The following is a 26,835-nucleotide window of genomic DNA, read 5'->3' on the forward strand; positions in this document are numbered from 1 at the left end:
ATTATTAAACCTCCTTTGTTTACAGTGCCGCGTTCACTTGGAAAAAATAAACGCTCGCGTTGTTTGCGGACGTATGCTGTTTCGTAAACGCCGCCCCGTTCAATTCAAATTGATTCGTGCTTCCGTTATAGAGTAGAGGACTATTTCTATAATTTCGCACAGAATTTCCTGCGATTAAAAATCCGCCGCCCATCCAAATGGAAACGTTATCGTTCAGCTGATACATCCAAGTTAAGTCCAATTCGTTGTAAATATTCCTTCCTAATGAGTAAGATTGTGTATAAGCGTTTCCGGTATAATTCTCGGATGATCCCGCAGTCGCCGGTTGTCCCGCCGCATTTGTTGAGACCGCAACAGGCGATGCGAGCGCGGAACCCGCTATTGAATTGGCGCCACCGTTGATCGCATACCACGCGTCGTTCTTTTGTACCTTATCATTGATAATATACGCCACCTGAAACGTTCCCCATTTTTCAGATTTATAGGTTATATTCAAATTCCACGAACTTAGATTTTTTGTATCGATATTCTCCGATAAACCGGCTACGTTATTCCAATAAGGAATCACGCCGAATCTCGGATTAACAAGAGTTTGAAACGTAGACGAGGTTCTATCGGCGCGATTATTGTCACCCGATGCATACGTATATTGAAAACCAAAACGAACTTTTTCATCGAGAGTATATCCGGTTTGAAAAACATGAAAGGAACCCGAGTATTTCACGCGTTCGGTTCTCATATCCGCTATTTGAGCGGAACCGATCGTGCCAGAAAGATCACTTCCTAAAAATTGTTTGTGAATTCTCCTTCCGTCATAACCGTTTTGCCAGGCACTTTCGATGGTCCAGTCCCAGGCTTTTCCCTTTGGGAGATTATTCTTTGCGGTTCTATTTGTAAGTCGAAACCCGGTCGTGTAAAGCTCGTCGTTTTGTCTTTTCCTGTTCGTAGCCAAAACATCGTCCGTGGTCGAAGCCGGTGTCGAATTAGGAATCCATTTTTTCACAACATCTATATTATAAACATCTAACGTTACTTCGTTTAAGATATTAAAACTATTATAGGTTCCGAATAAAGTCGTGTCCGATTGAGTAGCGGAAGGATTCGAATTTCCGACGGTGGAATTGAATTTCGGGTCATTAGAGGATAAAACCCCGTTCACTCCGCTTTGAGTCCAGAACGGCCTCGCCGCAAAAAAGTGAAAGTTCACTTTCTCATAATCAAACATCAGTCGTGCGCCGTCGAAAGAAAGTCCGTTGATCGTCCAGTTTGCTCCTCCGATCATTCTTTGATCCCCGTAAGCCCAAATCTGTCGACCGATCTGAACCTTCGCATCGAAAGGAAGTTTTTTTAACATCACAAACGCCTCACGAATACTCGTGTTATTCTGAGAAATGGAGTTATTTGTTTTTCCGGGTGTATTCGGATCCGAGCTCAAAGTTGGAGTGTTGCTAAAAAAACCCGAGCGAATATCTCCCACGTTAGCGGGTGATTCCCCTCCCCAAACTCGGGCGTCTTGCACCGTAATCTTAAAACTTACATACTGACTGGGATCCATTAAAAAATACAGAGCAGACGTCTGCATGATTCGATCCGTGTAAGCATGATTCGATCGATCAAAGTTCAGATTATTTCTGGACTCGAATCGAGGACGAATGTAAACTCCGATGCGAATCCAATCGTTCAACCACATCTTATCGGAGAAATTCACTTTTTTAGATAATTCAGGTTCTAAGAACGAATGACGTGTGTATTCCGCAGTGAGTCCGTTTTTTCTCAAGGGAGAAACGTATTTTTCGGAATTCTCTTCATCGGTCGATTCTACGGTTTTATTTTCTACGATCGGATCGGCGGACAGAAGAGTCGTTTGTGCGAAAACGGAAAACTGCAGACTTAAAAAAACCATACAAAAAAGGAATGAATTCCAATCTAAGCTTTTGAACGCGAATTTTTTCGGATTAAAATAACGACCCGACGTCGTATTCGGATTTTCTTGGAACAAATCCGTAAAGTCGAAAAGTATCTTTCTCATACATTTACCCTAATTGATTCAGTTAAACTTAAGAAAGAGCGTCTTAGGAAAAAAGAATCGATACACTTGAACCGCTGAACTAGTTTGAAACGATCAAGACGCATTCTTTAGCGAAAGAGTTTCAAATTCTTTTCGTCAAAAATTTCGATTCTTCTCTCCGCAACGCTCGTAGTCGGCGAAAGATTTTAAACTTTTACCAGGTTACGTTCTTTCTTCCGGAAGAAGGATGGTTTGAAAGGGGTTTCAATTTTTCCAAACCCACAAGTTCAAACTTTCCGCCTTCCTCTTCATACTTTTCAGAGAACGTCAGTAAATTCTCCATAACGGAATGATCGACCAACAGAACTCCCGACAAATCAATTTGTACACTTTTGCTTTTCGGAATAGAATACAATACTTTTCTAATGGATATAAAATTCAGGAATATCGCTAAACCGTAAAATTCGATTCTAATTTTTTGATTGGTTTCATGCAATTCCGATCTGATTCTAAAAAAGTCATTCAGAGTAATCCCTTTCGGAAGAATGATATTCAAGATGTGAATCGCAAATTTTGCGAGAACTCCAGCAAAGATACCGACCAAAAGGTCGTCTGCGATCGTAAAATAAATCGTGATAAAAAAGAGGAATACTTGGTCCATTCCCACTTTCCAAGTTTTTTTCAGCTCGGGAATTGCAAGTCGATATCCCGTCACCATAAGAATGGCCGCGAGCGCGGCGAGCGGAATCATTCTCACGATATCAGGCAACGCAAGAATGAAAATGAGAAGGAAGGCTCCGTGAAAAAAATTGGACCATCTAGTTTTTGCGCCGTTATTGAGGTTTGCGGAACTTCTCACAACTTCGGCGATGATCGGTAATCCGCCGATCCAACCCAGAATGAAGTTACCTACACCCTTTGAAAAAAGGTCTTTGTTTAAGTCGGAATTCCTTCGATAAGGATCCAATTTATCGATCGCGGCTACCGTAAGTTGTGATTCTAAACTCGCTACGAGAAAGATCGCCATGACCTGAGAAAAGAATTCTACCGTGTTGACCCTGCTAAAATCTGGAAATGTAAACCCATCCAGAAAACTCGCCGGGATGGAAACTAAACTTTTTGGTCCGACAGTAAAATCGTTTCCCATGAACGAATACGCGTGTTCGACGTTGAACTGAAAGAAAACTCCCATCGCAATACCAAGCGTTGCTACCACCAACGGACCCGGCACTTTTTTCAATTTTGGATTCGGTAAAAAAGGAATACTTACCAAAAGAACAATGCTGATCAAACCGATGATCGCGATTTCCGGATTCAGATGTATCAAACCGATCGGAAGTTCGTTAATCAATCCGATGATCGTCTTTGTTGCCGGAACATAGCCGACAGCGACAAAGAATTGTTTCAGGAAAATGATTACACCGATCGCCGCCAACATCCCGTGGATCACCGCAGATGGAAAGATCGTAGCCAATATTCCGGCTTTTAAAAAACTAAAGAAGATCTGCAACGCTCCCGCGATTACGGTGGCGGCTAACGTATATTTAAAACCCGCCGCGATATCGCCGTGGCCCAAGGTTTCAATCGATCCCAGAACGATCACGATCAAACCGGCCGCAGGTCCGTTGATTGTAACGTAAGAACCGCCTAAGATCGATACAACCAATCCGCCCACGATGCCGGATAAGATCCCGGCCATCGGAGGAGCTCCGGAAGCGATTGCAATTCCGATACAAAGCGGAAGTGCGATTAAGAAGATGATAAAACCGGATACAATGTCCGACTTCCAATTTTCCAGAAGTCCTGGAAAAAAATCCTTTGGAGTGGCGAGTTTTGTTTCCCCGGAACGAGGTGAATTTTTATTTGCTGATGATTCCATATACTTATCCTAAATTTCAGAGTAATCAAGGTATTACCTGAAAATCTAGGGTAAGATTCTCAGGTAGCGAAGTAATACGGAGGAGGAATGTTCAATTTCTCAATTCTGAGAATATTCGATACCGAGAAAGCACCGGAATCGCACAGAAATAATTCTCTGGTCTTGACGATCAGTATATTTATAGAGTTCGAAAGTGTAAGCGCCGAAAAAACAAGAAAGAAAACAAAGATGATCTCTAAGGATTGAATTTCGGATTCTGAAATGGATTCAGAAGATTCGACACCTGGGTTTTTATCCAAGTATCCGGGATTTTGAACCACACTTACTGAGAAAATAATTAAAGAAAGGAGAGTAATGGAGAAAACGACAGACAACGCTACTTTTCTAGAGAAAAATATAGAATGTCTAAACCAGTCGTTCATCCGTAAGGTAATCTTCGAGCAAAACCAATTTGGTGTCAACTGAAATCAATAGACTCTCAAAACCTTCTATTTCAGGAAAATTATGGAGTAAAAACCGCCCTGTAGAATTTTTTTAAAACATCCAATTTGCGTGAAATTCAAAAGAACCGCAAATTTTTTAAACATCTTTTTTCCGAAGCCCAAGGCATTAAAAATAATTACTGAATTCAAAGACCCGAAACGGGACTCGAATTTTCCGAGAATTCCGGAATATTCGCGACGATTAGGGAAAAATGAAAATCATATATGTTATATTCATCATAGAAAGCTAAATCTTTAAGCTCCTCAGGACAATCTCAATGCCAAATAAAAATTTTAAATTGATTCTTTTTACTTCGTTCTTCCTGTTTTCATTTGTAACTTGCAGATTCATTTCTTCTCTTCTTTTAAAAGACGATCCGACTCCTTCCGGAATAATCGTTATCTTTCAAAATGGAGACGTGGCAATCGAACGAAACGGAAAAAGAATAAAATCCAGCATTGGATTGATTCTTAGAGAGAATGACACGATCAAAACCGCTTCGGGTTCCATCGATATTCAAACCGGTAAGGGCGACTTAATAAGAATTAAATCTTTCAGTCAAATCACCTTGAAAGAAATTTCAAAGAGCGGAAAACCAAATACGAACCTCTACGTCCAAGCGGGTGAGTTGCTCATTAAAACGAACAAACTCAAATCAAAGGATTCTTTCCTTCTGACGACTCCGACTGCAGTAGCCGGAGTTCGCGGAACTACTTTTTCTTTTGAACTTACAAATGGAAAGCCGCCTAAAGTAAAAGTTTACGAAGGCGCGGTTGCGATCACGTTTAAAGTTCCGAAAGAGATTATTGAAAACAGCAAAGCCCTCGATAAAGAACTCTATAGCGAATTTGTAGAATTTCTGGAAAAGAACGAAGTCGTTTTAGAAAACGGGGAAGAATCTTATGTGAAGCCTAGTTTGGATGAAATGATTCAACTCGTTTTAACAAGAATGGAACAAGACGAAAGTATTGCAAAAGAATTTGATCAAATCAAAAAGTCGGAAAACCCGGAATTTCAAAAAGAGGAATTTACCGCAACTCCGCAAGAAAAAGCTGAGGTCGAGACGATGGTTTCAGTAGATCAGAATCTTTTGGACAAAGCTTTGACTGAGGATTCGAATTCTCCTCAACCCGTAATTGCTTCCATCACCGCAGATATAGAACAGAACCACGAATCCAAATTGGATCAGGCTTTAAAACAAATCGAATCGGACGCACAAGCAACCGATCTCAAAGATGAAGCCAAAATTAAAGAATACTATAATATTCTTGAAGTCGTCGTAAAGACGGATGGAAACAAACTTTCTGGAGCCATCGTTACCCAGATTGGAGACAAACTGATTATTCATACGCCATCCGGCGTAATTCGGTTGAATAAGAACGATATCGATTACGTCGATTATCAATCGTTTCAAATCAAGACGAAGAAAAAATAACTTTCAAAAGAGGTTTATTCAGACCTGGATGAACCTCTCCTTTCCATTCTTACGAAAATCCTTCTTGCTCCGATTTTCTTTTTGATCTTTCGGAGAAATTTTTCATTCTGCCAGCAAGACTATGAAAAAGAAAATTCTTCTCCTCGGTTCCGGGGAACTCGGTAAGGAATTTGTAATCGCCGCTCAAAGATTGGGACAACACGTCATCGCGGTCGATTCCTATGACAACGCTCCGGCGATGCAGGTCGCACACGAAAAAGAAATTATCAATATGCTCGATGGAAATCTTTTAGATCAAGTTGTAGCAAAACATAAACCCGATCTAATCGTTCCCGAAATCGAGGCGATCAGAACGGAACGTTTTTATGATTATGAAAAACAAGGCTATCAAGTCGTTCCTTCCGCAAAGGCAGCTAACTTTACGATGAATCGAAAGTCGATTCGGGATTTAGCCGCAAAAGATTTGAAGGTGCTCACTGCAAAATATCTTTACGCCTCTTCCGAAGAAGAACTTCGTAAAGCAGTAAAAGAATTAGGACTTCCTTGTGTAATCAAGCCCCTCATGTCTTCTTCCGGAAAAGGACAATCCGTTATTAAATCCGATGAAGATATCGCCAAAGCTTGGGAAGCTTCTCAGACAAAAGGTCGCGCAGGCGCAGCCGAAGTAATCGTCGAAGAATTCATCCGTTTTGAATCCGAGATCACCTTATTGACCGTTACACAAAAAAGCGGTAAGACTCTCTTCTGTCCGCCGATCGGTCATAGACAGGAAAGAGGCGACTATCAAGAAAGTTGGCAACCCACTGAAATCTCCGAACCTCAACTCAAAGAAGCTCAGAGAATGGCTGATCTGGTAACGAGAGAATTAACCGGAGCTGGAATCTGGGGAGTTGAATTTTTTCTCACAAAGGATCAAGTTTATTTTTCAGAACTTTCTCCAAGGCCTCACGACACCGGAATGGTCACGTTAGCCGGAACACAAAACTTCAACGAATTCGAACTTCATCTTCGTGCGATTCTCGGTATTCCGATTTCCGAAATCACTCTGGAAAGAAAAGGGGCGAGCGCCGTGATTCTCTCTAACTCCGACGGAAAAGTTCCATCGGTAAGCGGGTTGGACATCGCGTCCGGAATGTCGGAATCGGATTTTAGAATATTCGGAAAACCGATTACAAGACCGTATCGAAGAATGGGTGTAACACTCGCTTATTCAAATAAGGGAGAGGAAATCAGCTCGCTTCGGAAACGAGCTGCACTTTTAGCTTCTAAGATTAAAATCGATTAAGAAATCTCATCGGAACACATATTTCCATAGTATTGGACCAACTGCGGGTCCAATACTTTTACGATTCCATTCTCGACGGAAATCATTTGTCTTTGTTTCAAAACTTTGATTCCCTTTTGCAAAATTTCCTCTGGGTCTTCCGTAAGATAATTTTGTTTCTTTGATTGAATCGTATCTTTAATCAAATTTTTTAATTCGGTTATTCCGATATCGGATTCCGCTTCGGTTAACAATCGAGCTACCAATTGATTCGGTAAAATTCTGCGATACTTTTTCCAACCCTGAGTGATTTCAAATCCGATCGATCCTGTTGGATCTTCTTCGTGTATGTATCTCGAAACGGGTATTGGTTCGCAGAGATCCATATAAACTTCAGTTCTTTTATAGAAAAAATCCCGGAATCCCGGCTTCTTATCTTTACCGGAGAATTCTTCGTCTTCAGGAACGTTTTCGTAGGAAAGTGCGATCGGTACCACGATCACTTCGGATCCCGTGTGTTTATACGCTTCTACGGATGTGGATAGAATACCTGTTTTGATCGGAATGATTCCTCCAGTGCGAGAACGAGTTCCCTCAGGATAAACAAGAGTAGGAATTCCTGCTTCAAGCATCATCGTGGAATACTGAGTTAAACATTCCAAATATAGAATATTCCGATTTCTTTTCCTATCGACCATATAAGCGCCCAGAGACTTGAGAACGCTCGCAAGACCCGGAGTCGCCATTACTTTTTTATCGGCCGCGTATCGCGGAACGGGAAGACCGAGCCATTTTAGACCGAAAGCGACCTCGACAGAATCCAAATGAGATCGATGAGTGGGAGTATAAAGAATATCGTATCTGGAAGCAAGAGCCTTCACTTCCTTTACACAACCTCCGATTTTTGGTAAACCGGCGCCCGGCTTAAATCCGCTGAGAATGTAACGAGTCGGTGCAATCAGATGAATCAGGGTATCTCTCAAAAACGGTTTATAATCGTCGGCGATCTCAGAAACATAAAAATCTAATATTCTTGATAGATCCTTACTTCCTTTTTCTTGAAAGTTTCCTTCTATCTCCTTCCAAAGTTGAATTTCCTTTGGAATCTGCAATAGATCGGTTATATCGTTTGACTCTTGCGCTTCCCTATAACGTTTTTCTAATGATTTTACGATCAAAGTCGATTGTTTGATCACTCGATCCGTCATTCCCGGTTGCCCGTTGATATGACGAAGAACATTCTTTCCAAGGGCTTGTTGAAATTTTTTACCGGAAGCCATTCCCAAACCGGAACGTTTGGTCGCGGTCTTCGAGATATGTTTATCTTCATCCGATGTCGATTTGGAAACAAATCGAATCAATTCCGTCGGCGATACTCTTCTCGTAAGAATTTGAAACAAAGTGTTATAGAGTGGAATTTCGACTTTCTTCTCTTCTGCGAGCGCAAGGATCGACGCGAGAGCAAACGCACCTTCTACATGACTTTCGCTTTGACTAACCTCTTTCTGAATAAACTCGGCCGGATTGAAAAACAATTCTATCCTTTCAATGAGATTCGGTTGATCTTCACCCGATATCAGCTTTCGAACAAATCGATGTCCATAAGCTTTATTTCTACTATAACGAGATGTGCATGAAGCGATCAAATCGGCCAGACCATATTCTTGAACAGGCTGGATAGGAATTTCCAGAGCTTTTAAGAGTGTTGTAATTTCGGAATAACCCAGACTGATCAACTCCCCTTCAAAGTTACTTCCGCACTCAGGAATTCCGGAAGCAATGCCGCAAGCAATCGCGATCGGATTTTTCATCACTCCGAAAATTTCCAGACCGACCAAATCTTCATAGGTTTTTGTGTGATTTCTCGCACCGTTAAAAAGTGTATCGAATATTTCTATTGATTTGGGCCCGGATGTGGAAAGGCAATAAAAACTATGATGACCTCGTTTTAGTTCTCCGAGTAAGTTTGGACCGTTGACAGCCGTATATTCGATATCTATAAAGCTGGCTGCGGAAGAAAGTTTCTCAATATATTCAGAATAAGTAATGCAATTACTTTTACGTCTTGTGGACGCCGATAAAAGACCTTTTGTAAAAGTGAAGATCGAGTGTGATAAATTCTCATCAAGCATCTTGATCAATTCTTCTAAAATTCCTTCCATAAGACGGGATGGAACCGCGATAATGATAATCCAAGAACCGCTCTTTAAAAATTCAAACTCGCTCGTAACTCGAACGTTTTCAGGAAGCGTAATCGAATCTTCCAGCAGCGAGGTAATTCTTTCCTTTTCGATTTTCTCAGCGCGTTTACGATCGTCATACCAGAGAAACATTTGTTCCGCTTTCGGAGAAAGATAAGTGGAGAGAAAGACTCCCATCGGTCCTCCTCCCAAAACGGCGATATTTTTTAAAATTTGTTCGGATGGTTTTATTTCTTCCATTCTAATTGCTATTGAGAGCTTAAGAATTTCTGGAACAATCAGAAAACGTCCGATTTTGTTTTCTTTTTCCGGGTTGCCTAAGTAGTAAAAGAAAAGAGAGTGGGCTTGTGATTTTATACAAATCCAAAAATCAGCGCAAAGAATTCTTATTTTTTTTCTTTGTCATATTTATTTTTTCAATCGTAAGCAATTGCTCCACGTATCTTCAAAACAGAAAGAATGATTTTAAAGACATCTTTACGGCAGGGGTGGAAGATCCGGGTTACGGAGCGGGTTTACGAATCGGTCCCTTGGCAGCGGGTTTTGTTTTTCAAGGCGGAGAATCTTCACCGGGTAGAAGAGATTTGGGAAAGGGTTACGGTTTAAGAGGCGGGCACTTCGGAGCGTATCGATCTCAACAACTTATCTTTGGAATTCTTGGAAGTGATACATTCTTTCCGTTGAACGTAGAAACTCAGACTTCGGAATCAAGCGAAGAAGAAGTATCGCCCGAACTGCAGGAAGAACTTAAGAATTTGGAAAACACAAAAGTCCCCGGAGACAAAGTGCCTGAGTTCTTAAACGAAAGATATAATATCAAAAGTCAAAAACTCCGTTATCTTTCCTTTTATCACATTCCGGTTGCAGAAAGAAGAAAAAGAAAAAAAGAAGAATTCTATAGAAGATTTATAGAAGAACAAAATTTTGATCGAAACGATCCTTCGATTCAAAATGCTCTGCAAGCTCTCAATAAAAAGAAAGACGGTTATCCGAAGAGTTTTCTCTTTCAGATAGAAGTTTATTTAGGAATTTATTATGGAGTTAGAATCGGAGTCAACCCCGCGGAGCTGGTAGATTTTTTACTCGGACTCGCGGGATTGGATTTGTTAGAAGACGATACTGCCGATTAGAGTTTGTATTCCATCTTTTTGATGACGCCCTTTTTATCGATCGTCAGCTTGATGAATTTTGTATCGTCAGTGATACTCGCCGGTTTCTCCGCCAATGTTTTATAAGAATTTTTTTGATATTCCGTAGAAACAAGATACCACTCTAAAACGGCCCCGTCTTGTGTATTCAATTCCACTGATGGAGTTCCCAAGACCGCCTCCGCTTTCAAACGTTTATCTCCTTCCTTGATCATTCCGACTTCGAAAGTTCTGATATCCGAATTTGGCTGATATTCCTGTTTAGGAGGTTGTTTCTTATCCTCCGATTTACAAAACGAAAGAACGGAGAGACATGCTAAAATCATAAGCGCTGAAAATATTTGTTTCATCGTAATTTTCTCTAAGTTTGAATTTTGAACTGCTATACTTATCTCTATTTTAGGTCTGTCGAGATTAAAAAACGAATTAAAATTTAAAAAATTCTTCTTTAACACCGCTTAAGAATCACGATGGTTCCATGAAAGAAAGGGGAGATACGATTCAAACGATTCTTCTAACCGGTGGAAGCGGATCATTGGGTCTTGTCCTTTTGCCGAGGTTATTGGAAAAATACAGAGTCGTCTGTTTAGGGCGAAATTTATCTTCTTTCCCAAACTCGATCCGCTTTAATCCTAACTTTGTATTTTACGAATTTGATCTCGAAGGATCGAAAGAACTTAGTCTCAAGGAAGAGCCGGAATTTATAGTTCATCTCGCTGGAAAGGTCAGCGGCGAAGGATCGAGTTACGAAGATTACAAAAGAGGAAACGAATTAGCGACACAAAAGATTCTTAACTTCGCATCTAAACGCAAAAAGACCGGAATACTTTTTTCCAGTTCTACTTCAGTTTACGGATTTTCCGACTCACCCGTTGCAGAAACTTCTGCCTTGCATGGAAAGACCTTCTACGCTATTTCCAAAATCGAGTGTGAAACACTCATACAAAAATCAAAAAACAAATACGTCATCCTGCGGATCGCTTCCGTCTACGGTCCGACAAACAAAAGTTTTCTAAATAAGTTGTTCCGAATTTTCCAATACGGAATCTTGCTTTGCTCGGGAAATTCGAATTTTAAAAAATCGATGGTCTATTCTTCCGATGTAGTCGATGTAATCTTCCTCGTTTTAGAAAAATGGAAAAAAGCATCTGGAAAAATTTACAACGTGGCTCATCCAAAACCTTTTTCCTTTTCGGAACTTGAAAATTTATTTCGAAAAATCTTTCCGGGAAAATTCTATGTCCGGTTTCGATTTAAGGGAATCGTTCTATTACTCTTCCACATTCTCAACGCGGCTTATTCTAAATTTACCAAGCGAAAGATAAACTTAGAATATATACAAGAGTCGTCTATCGTGGATTCTTCCCGAATTCAAAAAGATCTTGGGTTTGAATTTAAAATTTCGTTCGAAGAGGGAGTTCGCGAAATCTCCCAAAGAAAATTGAAAGATTAAGAATCCGCTTTTTCAGAAAGAATTTTTAACAAATGCTCAAGATCATTCTTAAGATCCGTTAAATTCCTTTTATCAACGTCTAAGTTTTCAAGAAGCTTGTCCGGAACACAGACTGCTTTTTCTTTTAGTTTTTTTCCTTTCGAAGAAAGAAAAATCTGAACGGAACGTTCGTCTTCCGATGATCTCTTTCTATGAACCAATTCGGATTCTTCCAAACGTTTTAGAAGTGGGGTTAAGGTTCCGGAATCTAAGTATAATTTTTTTCCGATCTCCTTTACGTTGCATCCGTCTTCTTTCCAAAGAATCAAAAGTACCAAATACTGAGGATACGTAAGACCCAGTTCTTCTAGGATCGGTCGATACAACGAAGTAACTGCCCTGGAACAAGCATACAACGGAAAACAAATTTGATTTTCTAAAAAGAGTTCTTTAGCGATCATAAATACTCCGTCCTGAATTTACAAGACGGGGTTATCCTTATTTTTTTAGAAGGTCTTGGATTTCTTTTTCGATTTTTTCAGGCGTAGTAATCGGCGCATAACGTTTGATCACCTTTCCATTTTTATCGACCAAAAATTTCGTAAAATTCCATTTGATCGAATTCCCAAAAAAACCGGAAGCTTCGTTTCTAAGAAAACGAAAGACAGGATGAGCGTTGTCGCCGTTCACGTCGATCTTTTTGAAAATCGGAAATTCCACTCCGTAATTTCTTTGACAGAAACTTTTGATCGCCTCATCCGAACCGGGTTCTTGGTGTTTGAATTGGTCGCATGGAAATCCTAAAACTTCCAATCCTTCGGAGTTATATTTCTTATAAAGGTCTTGAAGCGCAGCATACTGAGGAGTAAACGCGCATTCGCTGGCTGTATTTACGATTAAGAGGACTTTTCCTTTGTAATCTTCTAATTTCTGTTCTTTGCCGCTATTCAAAGTAGCTGTCAGGTCATACAATTTCTGGCTCATTTCAATCTCCATTTAGATTGTGCACAATTTAATTTTACAAAATATAATTTCACAAATTCGGTCAAGAAGATTTTATTATTTTTTAGGAAACAAAGCCGAAGAACTCTAAGGGGTTGATTTTTTACAGATCCACTTAGAATGAATCCTATGAGTTCTAAGCACAAAATTCTGATTCCGCTCCCTTCGGAAGACTTCGATCCTTCGGAAGCCGCCATTCCTTGGAAAGTTCTTAAAGAGAATGATTTCGAAGTGGTTTTCGCGACTCCGGACGGAAAACCGGCCAAAGCTGACTTTAGAATGCTGACAGGCAAAGGACTCGGAATCTGGAAACTCATTCTGATCGCTCATAAGAACGCAAGAGCAGCGTATCAGGAAATGTCAAAAGATTCTAATTTTTTAAATCCTATTTCATACAAAGATCTGAAACCCGAAAATTTTTCCGGCGTGATTCTTCCCGGAGGCCACGCGCCTGGAATGAAGGAATATTTAGAATCAAAGATTCTCCAGAACTTTGTAGGTGCTTTTTTTGCTACGGGGAAACCACTCGGCGCAATTTGTCACGGCGTTGTGTTGGCAGCGAGAAGCAAACTTCCTGGAACCGATCAGTCGATTCTTTTCGGTAAAAAAACAACGGCGCTTTTGAAGTCTCAAGAAATGGCTGCTTGGAATCTCACTCGACTGTGGTTGGGCGATTATTATAGAACCTATTCTCAATCCGTGGAAGACGAAGTGAAAGCAAACTTAAAAGATCCAAAGGATTTTCACTTCGGACCAAAGCCGATTTTCAGAGACAATCATAAGAAAATCAAAAGAGGTCATTCTCTTACGGATGGAAACTATGTTTCTTCTCGATGGCCCGGCGACGCTCATTCTTTTGTAAATTCTTTCATGAAGTTATTTTAACATTCTCAATTTGAGCGATTCCACAGTCTAAAAAATTCAGGAAATAGAATGCAAGATCATAGCTTACTGATAACCCTCATCGTTTTTCTTTCGGCGGCCGTCATCTCGGTTCCTCTTTTTAAAAAAATGGGATTGGGTTCGGTAGTCGGTTATCTCATCGGAGGAACGATTATCGGACCTTGGGGAATCGGACTTATCACAGATGTGGAAAGCATTTTACATCTTTCAGAATTCGGCGTGATTCTACTTTTATTTCTGATCGGTTTGGAATTAAAGCCGCAGAGACTCTGGGTATTGAGAAGACCGGTTTTCGGGTTAGGCGGTCTCCAAGTAATTCTTACTTCGTTGATCTTCTTTGGAGTGTTATCACTGCTTGGATTGACCAACGCGCAAGCGATCGTAATTAGTATTAGCATTTCCTTATCTTCTACCGCGTTCGCGCTTCAAGTATTAGGTGAAAAGAATGAACTAAATACAGCTCACGGTAGAAGCGCATTCGCGATTCTTCTTTTCCAAGATTTAGCGGTGATTCCAGTGATGGCGATCCTTCCTTTTTTAGGAGAACCTACGGGAGAGGCCGGGAACCAAAACGGGCTTATGCCCATTCTCATAGCGATTGGAACGATTCTCGGAGTTATCCTCGCCGGAAGATTTTTAGCGAGGCCGTTGTTTCGACTCGTAGCTTCCTCCGGAAATCACGAAATCTTTACTGCGCTTTCTTTGTTAATCGTAGTCGGTCTTTCTCTCTTGATGGATCAGGTCGGACTTTCCATGGCTCTCGGTTCCTTTTTAGGCGGAGTTATTCTCGCCGATTCGGAATACAGACACGAGTTAGAATCGAATCTAGAACCGTTTAAAGGTTTGCTCTTAGGTCTTTTCTTTTTGGCTGTTGGAATGTCGATTAATCTTGGAGAGGTCCTAAAAGATCCGATCCTTGTGATTCTTTTTGCGTTAGGCCTCATGTCGATCAAAGCGCTCGTCCTTTACTTTCTGGGAAGAGTTACCAAACAAACTGAGGAAACGTCTCTCAATCTCGCTGTTACGATTTCACAAGGCGGCGAATTTGCCTTTGTCATTTTAGGAGTCGGAGTTTCTCTTTCTATTTTGCCGAGAGAAAGAGCCGATCTCGTAATCGCCGTAGTAACTCTTTCTATGGGCCTGACTCCGATTCTTGGTCTCGTCAAAGACAAGGTTGTCGATTTATTTTTTAAAAAATCGGAAGAACAAGAAGATGATAATATTGAAGAACAAAATCGTGTAATCATCGCAGGCTTTGGAAGATTTGGACAAATCATCGCAAGGATGTTATTCGTACATAGAATCGGATTTACCGCTCTGGAACACAATCCGGACCAAGTCAATGTCGCAAGAAAATTCGGATATAAGATTTACTACGGCGACGCGAGTAAGCTGAGTCTTCTACGCTCTGCGGGTGCGGAACAAGCAGATCTTTTTATATTAGCAGTTCAAGATATAGATATTTCGGTAAAAATTGCAGAGACCGTAAAAAAACATTTCCCGAATCTCACGATCATCGCACGTGCTCGAAATAGAGAACACGTTTTTAAATTGTTGGAGCTCGGTGTAAAAATTATTCGCAGAGATACTTTCGCTTCCGCACTTGAATTGGCAGGCGAAACTTTGAGCCACCTGGGTTTTATGGATTCGGAAGTGGAACAAAAAGTTAGAAAGTTCCGCGCTCACGACGAGCTTACTCTCAAAGGACAATATCAAGTCCGACACAATGAAAAAGAGTTTATACAATTTTCTAAGAACTCGATTCGTCAGTTGGAGGCCGCTTTCGAGGCCGACCGTTTAGAAAAGGAAGGAAGAACTGGCAGCTGAACTTGACTAACAGGATTCAGTTGCCTCAAAACGAACGATTTGATAAAAAAAGAATCAAATCGAATGCAAGTTATTCAATAAATTATTCTTCGTTTATTTTTTAACTCTATTTCCCTTCAAAAATATAACCCTAACCCGGTTTTTCTCTGTCTTTTAGATCCCGTTTGCCGGATATGTTCAATATAGGAAACTTTTCTGGTTCGGACTTCCCATAGAGTTCGGATCGGAGAAATCCAATTCTCTTCACTATTCTCTCCGGAGTGGCTCTTTATCGAGCCGCTCCGATTTTTTGAATACAAAATCCAATTCCGGTCTGTTTAGTCTTTTTATAAAGAAGCCAATCCCTTTCCGATATTTTCCAAATTTAGAATTTTGGAAGAATCTGCTTTTCCCTTACAAAATGCGTTATGCGTCCTTTCGAAGGTGGATTCTAAAAACAGAAGTCATAAGCTCAACGGGGCGGAAGTTTTTTACAAAAGATAAGCAATGGCAAATTATAATTTGACCTTTAGGAGTTTTTTTCGAATTTTTTTAGAGTGATTTTAAAATTTCTTCTCGTTTCTTTCTATATTCTTCTTCCGAGATCAATTTTTTATCAAACAGTGCCTTCAGTTCAATCAATCTCTTTTCGGAATCACTGATGTTCAATTTTTTTGGCGGATTCACTGGCTCGGAAGCTATAGCTGATTGAGTTCGAAAAGGGACAACAATATGAAACTTTTTGAATTCATTTTTTACTTCGTCTTTAAAGTAAGTCAATTTGCCGATCGCGGAGTCCGGAATAAAAACTTCCAACGACGGTTTGGAATTCGATTCCGAAAGAGAAAAATTTGACCAGTCTTGAAATGTGTACGGAGTCTGAAAATCTATAAACTGATTCAATTCAAAAAAGACAAAATGAATCGTGTCCAAAGTTGGATAGAGAAGAAAAACGGTTCTTCGAATTCTTCTTCCCGGATTGATCGAATCTTCTTTTTTTAGAATCCAAAGTTGGTAACTCTGTTCCGAAGATTGTTCAAATTTTTCAAAAGCACGATTCGCGATTTCTTTGCTAAGCTCTTTTGGAAAGATTCGCAGAGCGGTCTCGTTCACCAAAGAATCGTTTCTATTTCCCAGTTGAAATAAAGATTCTTCTAAAATTCTTTTAAAAGCTTCGGGTTCTACACTCGTCGGATATTTTGCATCTGTTTCGATCCAAGACGGAATCTCAGAACTTTTTGCAAAAGAATAGAATGCGATGGAATCGGTGGAATAGTTGAGCTCTTTACGAATACCGGAAAAGCAGGAAAGAAGACTAAATGTTATGGCGACTGTGATAAAACGATTCATGCACGAACTCGGAGGAATTCTCCTTCAAAACTGGAATCGATCAAGAAGAATTATTCTTTTTTACCCGAGTCTTTCTTTTTAAGAATGTTCCCTATCTTTCCGAGATCTTCCGGTTTGATCTTAGTTCCAGCGGCCTTTTTATTTTCTTCCTGGATATCCTTGTAAACTTCCGCTCTATGAACGGAGACGTTTCGAGGAGCCTTGACGCCGATCTTTACCTGATCTCCTTTGATATCGACGATGACAATTTCTATATCATCGCCGATCATTATCGACTCGTTTGTTCGCCTTGCAAGGACCAGCACTTAACTCATCTCCACGGCTGCGGTCTCGAGAATTTTTTCGCGGACCGAATGTGACTCGTTTCTAGAGATAAACTGCTTTCCTACAAGACTCACTTTGTTAATTAGAATCGGACCTTGCATGTTCGCGGTCATCAAAGCAGGATCTTCACCTGGAATCGTAACGATGACAAGAGTAAGACCTTCTTTGATTTCTTCGATTCCAATCAATTGAAGCTCTTGTTCCGGAATCAACGGTTTGTATTCTTTCTTAAAAAGCGAAGGAGGAATTACCACGAAGGCTAAGTCCACTTCTTCCGTTGATTGCAACCATTTGAAAACAGATTCCTCTTCTTCTTCGATCAAGGCGAAGTTTTTATAATCTTCAAAGCCAAGAAGACCTTCCGGAAAAGAAAGGATTTGTTTTTCCGATATTTGTATCTTTCCAAACGGTTTTGTTTGAATCTCGATTCCCATTTTAAATTCTTACCCCAGAGCTTTCCATTCAGAATATTCTATCTATTTCTATCTCAGAAAATCCATCAACGTCGGTTTAATGATTTTTGATCCGACGTTGAGCGCATACTGGTGAACCGTTTCCAACCACTTCATGTTCATGATCGTTTCCGGAAAATCCACTCCTTCGTTTTTAGCAAGAAGCTCAGTCATGTAGGATTTATCAAAGTCGACCCTTTGCGCGTGTTCTTCCATCCGATTCATTCTCGCGCCGACGACGGCACGGAAACGAAGAATATTCTCCATCGCCAAATCCAAATCCTGAAGGTCTCGACCTGAAATTCTTTCCTGATCTTTTTGGATCAAGTCGTTTCGAAACTGGATCATCACGTCGAAAACGGAAAGCCCTGTGACCGTGGCGGACTTAGAATAATTGTTCGGAGGTTCGGAAGTGGCAGAATCCACAAGTCCGATATCTCTAAGAATCGTTCCACCTTCGGTGTCTTCCATCCAGATCTGATGCGGAGCCGTTGAACTCAAACTGATATTGTCCTGCGCGAGTTTGTTTGCTTTTACTTCCAGCGGAGAATTGTTGATCTTATCGATGATATCATCAATCGTATCTCCTGCGGAGACGTGAATCTCAACTCCGTCGATCTTAAATTTCTGATCCGAGGTCGCGATGTATCCGGAGTTATCAACTTTACTCGTGATACTCATGTTTGTTCCCCAGAAAACTTTGTTTCCGGGAATCGTTACGGGAATGTATTCTCCCTTTTCAATTTCGCGAAGTTGTTCACCGATATCGCCTCGATATTCCACTCCGATAAATTGATTTTTGAGTTCTATCCCTTGAAGACCTTTGATCTTAGATTCGATCGGTTCAAAAGGTGGTCTTTCAATAACGTGTCCGCCGAACAAAGGCCTGCCGGTCGCATCTCTTGTATTTGCAATATCGACGAGTGCTCTCAAAATTTCATCGATCTCTTTTCCTATCGCAATCTCGAGTTCAAATCCTTTATCACCCTGGTAGATACCGTTCGAAGCTTGAACCGCAAGAACTCTTGCTCTCTGGAAGAGAGATCCGATCCGATCCAATTCTCCGTCGATTTGTTGCAGACGAGAATTTCCGTCGTCGATATTTCTTTGAAACGTATCCAGTTCATTCAATCTAGAACGAAAGAACATTTGATTGGTTGCACGCCCAGGCTCGTCGGAAGGAAGACGAATCCTTTGTCCCGTTGCTAGTTGGTTCTGTGTTTCATCCATTTGTAGCTGGTGTCTGTTTAAATTCTTAACCAAGCTGTTGTTCTGCATCATATTCGTTATGCGCATCATAAAATATACTCCTTACTCACCGATTTTCCCGTGAGCTTACACACCGAGGCGATTGATGATGGTATCTAGAATTTCATTCATAGTGTTGATCATCTTTGCCGAAGCGTTGTAAGAATGCTGAAACTGCACCATGTTGGCCATCTCTTCGTCGAGATTGACCCCCATAACGGATTGTCTCATGTTTTCCAATTCGGACATGAGATCGTTTTGAATACCGAATTCTTGCTTTGCTTCTCTTGCTTCCGTACCTAATTTAGAAATGAGAGTGTTGTAGAAATCATCCGTGGTTTTTGAATAATCCACCATAACCGGATTGTTTCTCAAAGCGGATGCGACCATCAAAGCGTTGCGTCCGTCCTTATGCCCTCCGGGAGAATTATAATCGCCCGTTCCTCCTACATCCTTTCCTCGAGCCGCCGCAATGTTCGCCACGTTATTTGCGATTGAATCAGAGATTCTAAAATGAGAAGAGGGATGAAAGTGCGGAGTCAGAGTAATGTCTTCCGGACGAGATTGAAGCTTATTGATTTCTCCGAGACGTTTGTAATCGTACGCTCCGGACGGACCGGAAGCCATCAAGATACCCGTCATTCCGACTAAAAGATCTCCTGAATCTTCGATATGTCTTAGGATGAAATTTTTATTCGGATGATCGTCAGCAACGGTAGCCTTCAGAGCCAATTGGTTGTCATGGTTCATATAGGCCACAACACCTGAACGTGACGCGTTGATTTTTTTGATGATCCCGTTCAACGTATCATTGGAAGAATAAGGAATCAATACAGGAGCTTCTTTCGCGTCTGATTGATTGAAGCTGATCGTTCCGTTAATGCCGACCGGACGATCCGGATCGATCGTATTTCTACCCGATACGCGAAAGATAGCCGTGACATCGTTTTGTCCGTCCCCGTTGGAATCATATTCACCAAACGTGTTGATAGAAAGGGATCGGATATTGAAGAAGGCTTGGTTCGTGTTTCCATTGATTCCAAAACCGTCTTTGTGGATTTCGTTCACCGCATCCATAATGTTGATGGAAAGAGAGTCCACTTGATCGATTTTTTCACGGATAATCTTATCGCGAACTTCGATCAAACCTTGAAGTCTTCCCTTTCTTAAAAGAACAGGATCGCCTGTGGAAGACCAATAAAGATCCAGTAGTCCGTCTTTAGAAGGGTTTCCAAGAATATCGATCTTGTTTGCTTTATTTCCTTGTACAAGGATCTGCTGACCGATGAATACCATCAGTTCATCTTCGTCAGAACGTCCGATCGTAACGTCTACGAGCGAGGAAAGTTCTTGGAGGAGCGCGTCTCTTTTATCATAGAGGTCGTTCGGTCTGTCGCCTAACGCTTCCGATTTACCGATTCTATCATTTAACGTACGAATGTTTTCCGCGATCGTATTCATGTGATAGGCTTTAGTTTCGATTTCCCGGTTCGCCTGATCTTTTAATTGCGCAAGCTTACGATAAACGTCTTCGGTTCGGCTGCCGAGTCCGTTTGCTCTTTCTAAAACCACGGAACGATGCGCGTTGTCTTCCGGATAATTTGCAAGATCTTCCCAAGAAGACCAAAACTTATCCATCAGAGTCCGAAGTGTAGTTCCATTCGGTTCATTAAAGACGGTTTCTAATTGATAAAGATATTCGTTGCGAGCGGCCCAGTAGTCTTTGTTTCCGGATGTTTCGATGATTCTATCGTCTACAAAGTTATCTCTGATTCTTTCGATCGAAGCGATTTCCACACCTTGACCGATTTGTCCCGGAAGATTGGAACGATTGAGAGAAGGATCGTACAAAGGATCCATTGCAGTCATCGTGACTCTCTGTCTCGCATACTGCTTGTTATCTGCATTGGAAATGTTATGACCAGTTGTCTGAAGCGCCTGTTGGTGAGCGGTTAAACCCCTCTTTCCGATTTCAAGACCTGAAAATGTGGATCCCATGGCATCCTCCTATTACGAAAATACTATCGATTACGCCGAAGCGTTCAGCATAAGAGCAGGTCTCTTAGCTTGTTTTCGTTCCGGATTTTTTCCGGAACCGTATGTGCTCAAACCCGATTCAGAAGCCTTTTCTTTTACAGCCTCAATCGTACGAGTAAGAATTTCTTGACGAGTGATGATTAATTTTTCGTTCGATTTGATTTTCTCTTTCAAACGATGAAGGATTGTTTTCAGAGAAGATCCGTATTCTTTTAAACGAAAATTGGACTCGCGATCCAGTTGGTTTAAAAAATCGGACAGGGTCGGAGCTCCGTTTTCCGGAAGAGCGAAATTTTTAGAACGATATACTTCTTCGATGGATTTCATTCGAACCCTTTCGATTTCAGATGCCATCACGAGAAGTTCATAAGTTTTTTTAGTAATTGTTTCGAGAGACTTTCCATCCGCTTGAACTACGGCGGCGGACTTTTGTGTTTCCAATTCCAGGACATTTGAGTAGAGATTGATCTCTTCCTGAAAAAGTTTCGTAAGTTGCTCCAACCATTCCTCTTGTTTCATCTGTTTTATCCGATCCCTGCTATGAAGAATCGGTAAATTCGGAAATTTGCTTAGGTAATTTTCAAAGAAAAAGAGGATTCTCTCGAACGCATTTAATAAGACATAATTAAAAAGCGCTCCAGGAAGAATCCGATTCAATACTTCCTGGATCGAGATTACTTTCTGATTTTTTCCGATCAAAGAGGTTATGCGAAATCGGATAAACCTTGGTTTTTTCCTTCCTACAGACTTTCCTTACTTTCCCGCGATATCATTTCCATTCTGGATTCTTTGAAAATTGAAAGAACAGATTGTATCGCCCATGACTGGGAGCGGCCGCAATTTGGAATTCTTTGTATCAAAGTCCGGATCGCTTCCGCAAACTTTGTGTCTTAAATATGCCGCACTTGGAAACGATAAAACAATCGATTCTCACAGACAAATTACAAAGAAGAAAGACCTCGAACCGTATCAAAGGGCGTGGTCTTATCCCAGATCGATAAGATCGATGTTAAACTGGTATCGGGCTGCAGTCTTATTTCCGCCGAAACTTCCGAAAAACAAAAAGATCTTAAATCCGGTTAAGATTTTTTGGGGAGAAAGAGATCCTTTTTTGAAAACGGAAATGGGAAGAAACTCACTTCGATTTTTGGAAAATGGAGAATACCAGGGGTCTACCGCGACTCACTGGCTCCATCACGATATTCCGGAGATTCTCAACCCGGCTATCTATGAATTTTTGCAAAGATAGAAATTCCGTAAAAAAAGAGTCTGATTTAGAAAGACGACCTTGTTATTGAATTGTAGATAACGCGCTTCCATAATTTATTTCCAAATAGCTCCCATTGTTCTTATATGGATTTTAAAACCTTAGCAGGATCCGATGCAAAAGTATCTTAGAATTTTTCATATTATTCTAATCTTCATTCTTCTCTTTAAAAACGAACTCCTCTTTTCTAAGGACAAATCTTTATCAAAAGAGAAAGAAACCAAAGTAGCGTCCACGATTTCCGCGAACCCTAAAAAAGAATCGGAATCGATTATAAAGACAAAGAAGGAAAACAAAAAGGAAACCCGCGGCTTCGAAATCGTAAATAAAAAGGAAGCGCTGTTTGTATTTTCGATTCAGGGTAGAAAATTTGCACAAGGTGAACTTCTACTCTTAAAACTTACTCCCGAAAAAACGATTCTTTCCAAATTGGATAGAATCAAAATTTTATGGGAAAAAAAGGAAATCCCTTACACAAAAAAAGAATCCGTATTTTATGCTTGGATCCCGATTTCACCTGAATTTGATAAGAAAAGTGGAATATTAGAAATTCAAGATAAGAATCTCTTTCGAAAGAATGACTTTAAAGAATACGAAATTCCGATCCAAAAAACGAATTTTTCCGAAACAAAGGTCTCGTCATTGACGATGGATAAAAAATACACCTCGGAAGTTTTACCTCAAGAAACACTCGATTTTATCGCAGACTGTTCTAAGTCAAAAGCAGAAGCCTTTCAGACAAAAACCGATCTCCAGATTGAATCGGATTTTGTTTTTCCCGTGCAAGAGGTTCACTTTACCAGTCCTTTCTACAAACGCAGGGTCTATAACAAAACAAAAGGCAAAGCCCACGGCGGCGTGGATTTCAAAGGCGGAATCGGTACACAAATATACGCGATCAACGATGGAACCGTAATCTTATCCAGGCCGATGTACTACGAAGGAAACTTTACAGTGATCGATCACGGCCTCGAAGTTTATTCTCTTTATATGCATCAGTCCGAATTGAATGTAAAAGTCGGCGATAAGGTGAAAAGAGGAGATCCAATCGGCAAAGTCGGCTCCACGGGAATGTCGACGGGACCACATTTGCATTTAGGAATGCGAGTCCGAGGAACCTTGGTCGATCCGCGTTCCGTTTTAGGGTTACGTTTTTTTGAAGGAAAAGAGAAACTTTAGAGAAAATTTTGATTCTTCGTTGAAAATAAAAAATCCAAAATTGATTTTATAATATTCAAGAATCGTTATTCTCTCTTTACACTTTGAAGAATCTTTTCTACCGATTCTTCGTGTTGTCTTCCTTTTACAAGACTTTCCGAAATATGAAAGAGGAGAGAATCGGGAAGTTTATCTCCTGAAGAAATAAAAAATCCGGTCTTTGCATATCTGGGCCTTAAATTATCATAATAAGTCCAGAAAACCCCATCCATTCTTTTCTCAAAGTTCTCTTCGCCTAACTCGTGTACTTCGACCATATCTCCTTGATTGATGGCAAGATCTAAAAACTTCAGAAACTCCGGCTTGATCTTATCTATTTCCAAAAACGGCTCCGGAAAATAAAAAATTCGAATGGAAGGATAACGGTTCGGGTCCGTTTCACTCGAAGAAATGATACCCGCAATTTGACCAGTGCCTGTTTGATCTTTTAGAGTTAGGTTTTTCGGGTTGTGAAAGTAAAAATCTTCCGGTAAAACAATTTGAACCTGGATGTCCGCATTCTTAACGGTTCTCGATTCTGAATCGTAGTTCCAGTTTGTAAGTTCTTTCTCTTCCCAGTTCGGTTTAAAAAGAATATAAGAAGTCAGGATCTCGACCTTTTGAAGGGCTTTAAAACTTAACAAACCACCTGTCAAAACCATCAAGCCTAAGAGAAAAATTCTATAGAAAACGGTGCTTTCTAAAAAACGAAAACTCAGGCCGACGCAGGAATATATCGCGATAAAAAAGATTCCAGATCGATTGGAATAAAAATCGGTTAATGATAATAAAAGAACACAAGCTACAAAGGCGGAAACTTCCACGATAGGATTCAAAACGATTCGAGTCGTATCAATCGTCTTTGCAGAATCCGGTCCGATTTGATATTGTTTGATCGATTCTTCCTTTAAGAGTTTCCCGAAGGCAAACGAGATCAAAAAGAAAAATCCGGTGGCAACCGCATAGGCGCCCAAAACCAAAATTAAGATAAAGAAAAGAGGAAGATGACTTTCGTGTAAGATAAGAAACGAAATTCCTACGATCGAATAAATGAGGAAGAGCTTTCTTAGAAAGGAAAGTTCTTGCAGTTTCAAACGGAAGGTTTGGAGTTTCTTCCAGCCAGGAATTTTTTGGAGTAATTTCATGAGTCAGATTACCGGATTTTTTTCAGATCTGAAAACGAGTTTTGACAGCCTATCTCAGTCAATCCAATCATTTCTAGAAACCGTTGGAGTAATTACTTCGTTTTTGAAGATCCTTTTCTCTATCGTTCCTTTAGATCTCTTCTTAGTTTTGATTTTTTCCCTGATCTTGGTATTTTTATTCAATACTATTTCCCCGAGTACGAGCCGTTTCAACTATACTTTAGGAGTTGCAATCGTATCCGTTCTTCGTTCCTTTTTTCATCATTCCATTTCGCAGACTTGGAATCTTGGTCCCGTACTTTTAACTGCATTCTATCTATTGATGCCCGCTTACTTTTTCTTTTTACTTCGGATCGGATTTGTATTTTTGAAAAAATTCTATCAAAGAAAGAAATCTATCCATCCTAATGATCTGGAAAGTGCGCTTGCGAATGTGCAAAAATCATTTCAGAATCTTATGGCAAACGGTTATGCGAAATTGTATGTTTCGGATTCTAAGACGATCTCTGATCCGAATTCTTTAAAGGAACATATAGAGGAGATGGAACGAACGGTTCAAGGGTTGAAAAATATTCTAAACTCAAAAAAAGAATAAATTATTCTACGGGTTTGAATAGATCCTTTACCGCGTCTTTTGCTTTGGACTGGTTGAAGTCTTCGCGGTCGATGAGAATCAAATCCAAACCTTCCTTTTCTATTCGGTTTAATATTTTTGCAATATCGGTCGCAGATTTGGAATTTGTGGCTAAGTATCGAAATTGGGTTTTGCATTCCGGGCAAACTTTATCTTTCGTATAATTTAAGCCGAGGTGTTTGCAATTTCCGCAGGTTCCATACAAGTCGTCGATCAACATCAGTTGCGATGAAACGCCCGAAACGCTTAATTTTTCCCAGACCCGTATGTATTTTTTATCGTCAGCTTGCATTTTTCTTTTGGATAATCGAATTTCTACTTTGAGTCAAGACAAAACTTCACAGCCTTTTCAATAATGTCGCAAGCCTCGTTCATCTCTTCCGATTGAATGACTAAAGGAGGCGCAAAACGAACCGTGTGATCATGGGTCGTTTTTGCGAGTAGGCCAAGCTCCATTGTTTTTTTACAAACTTCTTTAGCTATGGATTTCCCGTTCTTTTCTCGAAACTCAATCGCGTTTAGTAAACCTTTTCCACGAATTTCTTGCAAATCATCATATTTAGATTTTAGAATATTCATTCTGCTTCGAAAGATTTCTCCCATCTTGAAAGAATTCTCGACCATCCTCTCTTCTATCAGAACTTCAACGGCGCGTTTTGCAACCGCGCAAGCAAGCGGATTGCCCCCGTAAGTTGATCCGTGTTCGCCCGGTTTTAATGTAAGCATAACCTCGTCATTGGAAAGAACGGCTGAGACCGGTAATATTCCGCCCGAAAGCGCTTTACCGAGAACGAGTATATCCGGTTTCACAGATTCGTAATCGCCCGCGAGAAGTTTACCCGTTCTTCCTAAGCCGGTTTGCACTTCATCGAAGATCAGAAGAACGCCGGCCTCTTGACAAAGTTTTTTACAAACCGAAAGATAACCGTCGCTCGGAACGATTACACCGGCTTCTCCTTGAATCGGCTCCACCATAAATCCTGCAATGTTCGGATCCTGAAGAGAATTTTTCAGAGCATCCACATCATCAAAGGGAATGATTTCAAAACCGGGAACATAAGGTCCAAATCCTCCTCTACTCAGAGGATCCGTGGACGCCGAAATGGCCCCGATACTTCTTCCCCAAAAATTCCCGGAAGCAAAAATAATCTTGGCTTGGTTCTCGGGGATTCCTTTTACTTGATATCCCCATTTTCTACAAAGTTTCACCGCTGTTTCCGCGGCCTCGACACCAGTGTTCATTGGAAGAAGCCGTTGATAACCTAAGAGTTTTGTAATATATTCTTCGTATTCTCCAAGTTTAGAATTGAAGAAGGCCCTTGAAGTCAGAGTGAGTTTTTGGGATTGTTCAATCAATGCTTGAACCAATTTCGGATGACAATGTCCTTGGTTTACAGCTGAATACGCGGATAGAAAATCGAAATATCGTTTTCCTTCCACGTCGAAAAGATAAATTCTTTCCCCTCGATCCAAGACAACAGGAAGAGGTTCGTAATTGGAAGCTCCAAATTTCTTTTCCAACTGAATGTAGTAAGACGAATTTTCAACGATCGACATACTTCCTATTGAAGAATCGGATTCGCTTCACACAAGGAAATTTTATTCTTTTACCTTGACTTT

The 26,835-nt window shown here is 40.6% G+C and carries 23 protein-coding genes and 1 pseudogene; 9 read left to right on the forward strand and 15 right to left on the reverse strand.

What is annotated here, in order from left to right:
- Window positions 1–19: 19 nt before the first annotated feature.
- Both A0128_RS19005 and A0128_RS19010 read right to left on the reverse strand, forming a co-directional pair.
- On the reverse strand, window positions 20–2,029 hold the full coding sequence (locus A0128_RS19005; RefSeq protein ID WP_083244186.1) for an alginate export family protein: 2,010 nt from the start codon (window positions 2,027–2,029) through the stop codon (window positions 20–22).
- Window positions 2,030–2,222: 193 nt separating this feature from the next.
- A complete protein-coding gene (locus A0128_RS19010; protein WP_069608948.1) occupies window positions 2,223–3,887 on the reverse strand; it encodes a SulP family inorganic anion transporter in 1,665 nt (554 codons plus the stop codon).
- Between the two features lie 760 nt (window positions 3,888–4,647).
- Between A0128_RS19010 and A0128_RS19020 the strand changes: the two genes are divergently transcribed.
- Window positions 4,648–5,805, forward strand: a complete 1,158-nt coding sequence (locus A0128_RS19020) for a FecR family protein (RefSeq protein WP_069608950.1) — start codon at window positions 4,648–4,650, stop codon at window positions 5,803–5,805.
- A 121-nt stretch (window positions 5,806–5,926) separates the two neighbouring features.
- Entirely contained in the window at window positions 5,927–7,090 is a 1,164-nt protein-coding gene (purT, locus tag A0128_RS19025) for a formate-dependent phosphoribosylglycinamide formyltransferase (protein WP_069608951.1), read from the forward strand.
- On the opposite strand, the gene A0128_RS19030 is transcribed toward purT, so the two are convergent.
- The gene (locus A0128_RS19030) at window positions 7,087–9,510 is read right to left on the reverse strand and encodes a 1-acyl-sn-glycerol-3-phosphate acyltransferase (RefSeq protein ID WP_069608952.1); all 2,424 of its coding nucleotides are present in this window, start codon (window positions 9,508–9,510) and stop codon (window positions 7,087–7,089) included. The two genes, purT and A0128_RS19030, sit on opposite strands and share 4 nt — an antisense overlap.
- 164 nt (window positions 9,511–9,674) lie before the next feature.
- Between A0128_RS19030 and A0128_RS19035 the strand changes: the two genes are divergently transcribed.
- Window positions 9,675–10,400 carry an LIC13411 family adhesin gene (locus A0128_RS19035; RefSeq protein WP_245667261.1) on the forward strand — a complete coding sequence of 242 codons (726 nt, stop codon included), beginning with the start codon at window positions 9,675–9,677 and terminating at the stop codon, window positions 10,398–10,400.
- Here the strand turns inward: A0128_RS19035 and A0128_RS19040 are convergent.
- Window positions 10,397–10,768: an LIC13410 family lipoprotein gene (locus tag A0128_RS19040; protein ID WP_069608954.1), complete on the reverse strand. Its 372-nt coding sequence runs from the start codon at window positions 10,766–10,768 to the stop codon at window positions 10,397–10,399. The genes A0128_RS19035 and A0128_RS19040 overlap by 4 nt on opposite strands.
- A 128-nt stretch (window positions 10,769–10,896) precedes the next feature.
- Between A0128_RS19040 and A0128_RS19045 the strand changes: the two genes are divergently transcribed.
- A complete protein-coding gene (locus A0128_RS19045; RefSeq protein ID WP_069608955.1) occupies window positions 10,897–11,871 on the forward strand; it encodes an NAD-dependent epimerase/dehydratase family protein in 975 nt (324 codons plus the stop codon).
- On the opposite strand, the gene A0128_RS19050 is transcribed toward A0128_RS19045, so the two are convergent.
- Both A0128_RS19050 and A0128_RS19055 read right to left on the reverse strand, forming a co-directional pair.
- Complete coding sequence (locus A0128_RS19050) at window positions 11,868–12,311, reverse strand: MarR family winged helix-turn-helix transcriptional regulator (protein ID WP_069608956.1); 444 nt, start codon at window positions 12,309–12,311, stop codon at window positions 11,868–11,870. The two genes, A0128_RS19045 and A0128_RS19050, sit on opposite strands and share 4 nt — an antisense overlap.
- Window positions 12,312–12,348: 37 nt before the next feature.
- Window positions 12,349–12,834, reverse strand: coding sequence for a glutathione peroxidase (locus A0128_RS19055; RefSeq protein WP_069608957.1), 486 nt, complete (start codon window positions 12,832–12,834; stop codon window positions 12,349–12,351).
- A 147-nt stretch (window positions 12,835–12,981) separates the two neighbouring features.
- Here A0128_RS19055 and A0128_RS19060 point away from each other — a divergent pair, with 147 nt between their 5' ends.
- Together A0128_RS19060 and A0128_RS19065 are read left to right on the forward strand one after the other, a co-directional pair.
- Window positions 12,982–13,737 carry a type 1 glutamine amidotransferase domain-containing protein gene (locus A0128_RS19060; protein ID WP_069608958.1) on the forward strand — a complete coding sequence of 252 codons (756 nt, stop codon included), beginning with the start codon at window positions 12,982–12,984 and terminating at the stop codon, window positions 13,735–13,737.
- Window positions 13,738–13,785: 48 nt separating this feature from the next.
- Window positions 13,786–15,582, forward strand: a complete 1,797-nt coding sequence (locus A0128_RS19065) for a monovalent cation:proton antiporter-2 (CPA2) family protein (RefSeq protein ID WP_069608959.1) — start codon at window positions 13,786–13,788, stop codon at window positions 15,580–15,582.
- A 698-nt stretch (window positions 15,583–16,280) separates the two neighbouring features.
- On the opposite strand, the pseudogene A0128_RS19075 reads toward A0128_RS19065, so the two are convergent.
- The 6 genes and pseudogenes from A0128_RS19075 to A0128_RS19100 all read right to left on the reverse strand — a co-directional run.
- Window positions 16,281–16,911, reverse strand: a pseudogene (locus A0128_RS19075) (LA_1326/LA_4305 family lipoprotein); the annotation flags it as partial.
- A 50-nt stretch (window positions 16,912–16,961) separates the two neighbouring features.
- The gene (gene csrA, locus A0128_RS19080; RefSeq protein ID WP_069608962.1) at window positions 16,962–17,216 is read right to left on the reverse strand and encodes a carbon storage regulator CsrA; all 255 of its coding nucleotides are present in this window, start codon (window positions 17,214–17,216) and stop codon (window positions 16,962–16,964) included.
- A complete protein-coding gene (gene fliW / locus A0128_RS19085) occupies window positions 17,217–17,669 on the reverse strand; it encodes a flagellar assembly protein FliW (RefSeq protein ID WP_069608963.1) in 453 nt (150 codons plus the stop codon).
- Window positions 17,670–17,717: 48 nt separating this feature from the next.
- The gene (locus A0128_RS19090; protein WP_069608964.1) at window positions 17,718–18,983 is read right to left on the reverse strand and encodes a flagellar hook-associated protein 3; all 1,266 of its coding nucleotides are present in this window, start codon (window positions 18,981–18,983) and stop codon (window positions 17,718–17,720) included.
- A gap of 39 nt (window positions 18,984–19,022) precedes the next feature.
- Entirely contained in the window at window positions 19,023–20,933 is a 1,911-nt protein-coding gene (gene flgK, locus A0128_RS19095; protein WP_069608965.1) for a flagellar hook-associated protein FlgK, read from the reverse strand.
- 30 nt (window positions 20,934–20,963) lie between these two features.
- A complete protein-coding gene (locus tag A0128_RS19100) occupies window positions 20,964–21,491 on the reverse strand; it encodes a flagellar protein FlgN (protein WP_069609414.1) in 528 nt (175 codons plus the stop codon).
- A gap of 364 nt (window positions 21,492–21,855) precedes the next feature.
- Between A0128_RS19100 and A0128_RS19105 the strand changes: the two genes are divergently transcribed.
- Window positions 21,856–22,221 (forward strand): alpha/beta fold hydrolase, encoded by a 366-nt coding sequence (locus A0128_RS19105; RefSeq protein ID WP_156781890.1) that lies wholly within the window; start codon window positions 21,856–21,858, stop codon window positions 22,219–22,221.
- 132 nt (window positions 22,222–22,353) lie between these two features.
- Window positions 22,354–23,418 (forward strand): M23 family metallopeptidase, encoded by a 1,065-nt coding sequence (locus A0128_RS19110; protein WP_069608967.1) that lies wholly within the window; start codon window positions 22,354–22,356, stop codon window positions 23,416–23,418.
- Window positions 23,419–23,483: 65 nt separating this feature from the next.
- Here the strand turns inward: A0128_RS19110 and A0128_RS19115 are convergent, their stop codons facing one another.
- Entirely contained in the window at window positions 23,484–24,581 is a 1,098-nt protein-coding gene (locus tag A0128_RS19115) for a hypothetical protein (RefSeq protein WP_069608968.1), read from the reverse strand.
- On the opposite strand from A0128_RS19115, the gene A0128_RS19120 reads away from it, so the two are divergent.
- Window positions 24,580–25,176: a hypothetical protein gene (locus tag A0128_RS19120; protein WP_069608969.1), complete on the forward strand. Its 597-nt coding sequence runs from the start codon at window positions 24,580–24,582 to the stop codon at window positions 25,174–25,176. The genes A0128_RS19115 and A0128_RS19120 overlap by 2 nt on opposite strands.
- Before the next feature lies 1 nt (window position 25,177).
- Here A0128_RS19120 and A0128_RS19125 read toward each other — a convergent pair whose 3' ends face one another.
- On the reverse strand, window positions 25,178–25,507 hold the full coding sequence (locus A0128_RS19125; RefSeq protein ID WP_069608970.1) for a hypothetical protein: 330 nt from the start codon (window positions 25,505–25,507) through the stop codon (window positions 25,178–25,180).
- A 23-nt stretch (window positions 25,508–25,530) separates the two neighbouring features.
- Window positions 25,531–26,772, reverse strand: coding sequence for an ornithine--oxo-acid transaminase (gene rocD / locus A0128_RS19130; RefSeq protein ID WP_069608971.1), 1,242 nt, complete (start codon window positions 26,770–26,772; stop codon window positions 25,531–25,533).
- Window positions 26,773–26,835 lie beyond the last annotated feature (63 nt).

Origin of the sequence: Leptospira tipperaryensis (assembly GCF_001729245.1) — a bacterium.
GTDB classification, from domain to species: domain Bacteria; phylum Spirochaetota; class Leptospiria; order Leptospirales; family Leptospiraceae; genus Leptospira; species Leptospira tipperaryensis.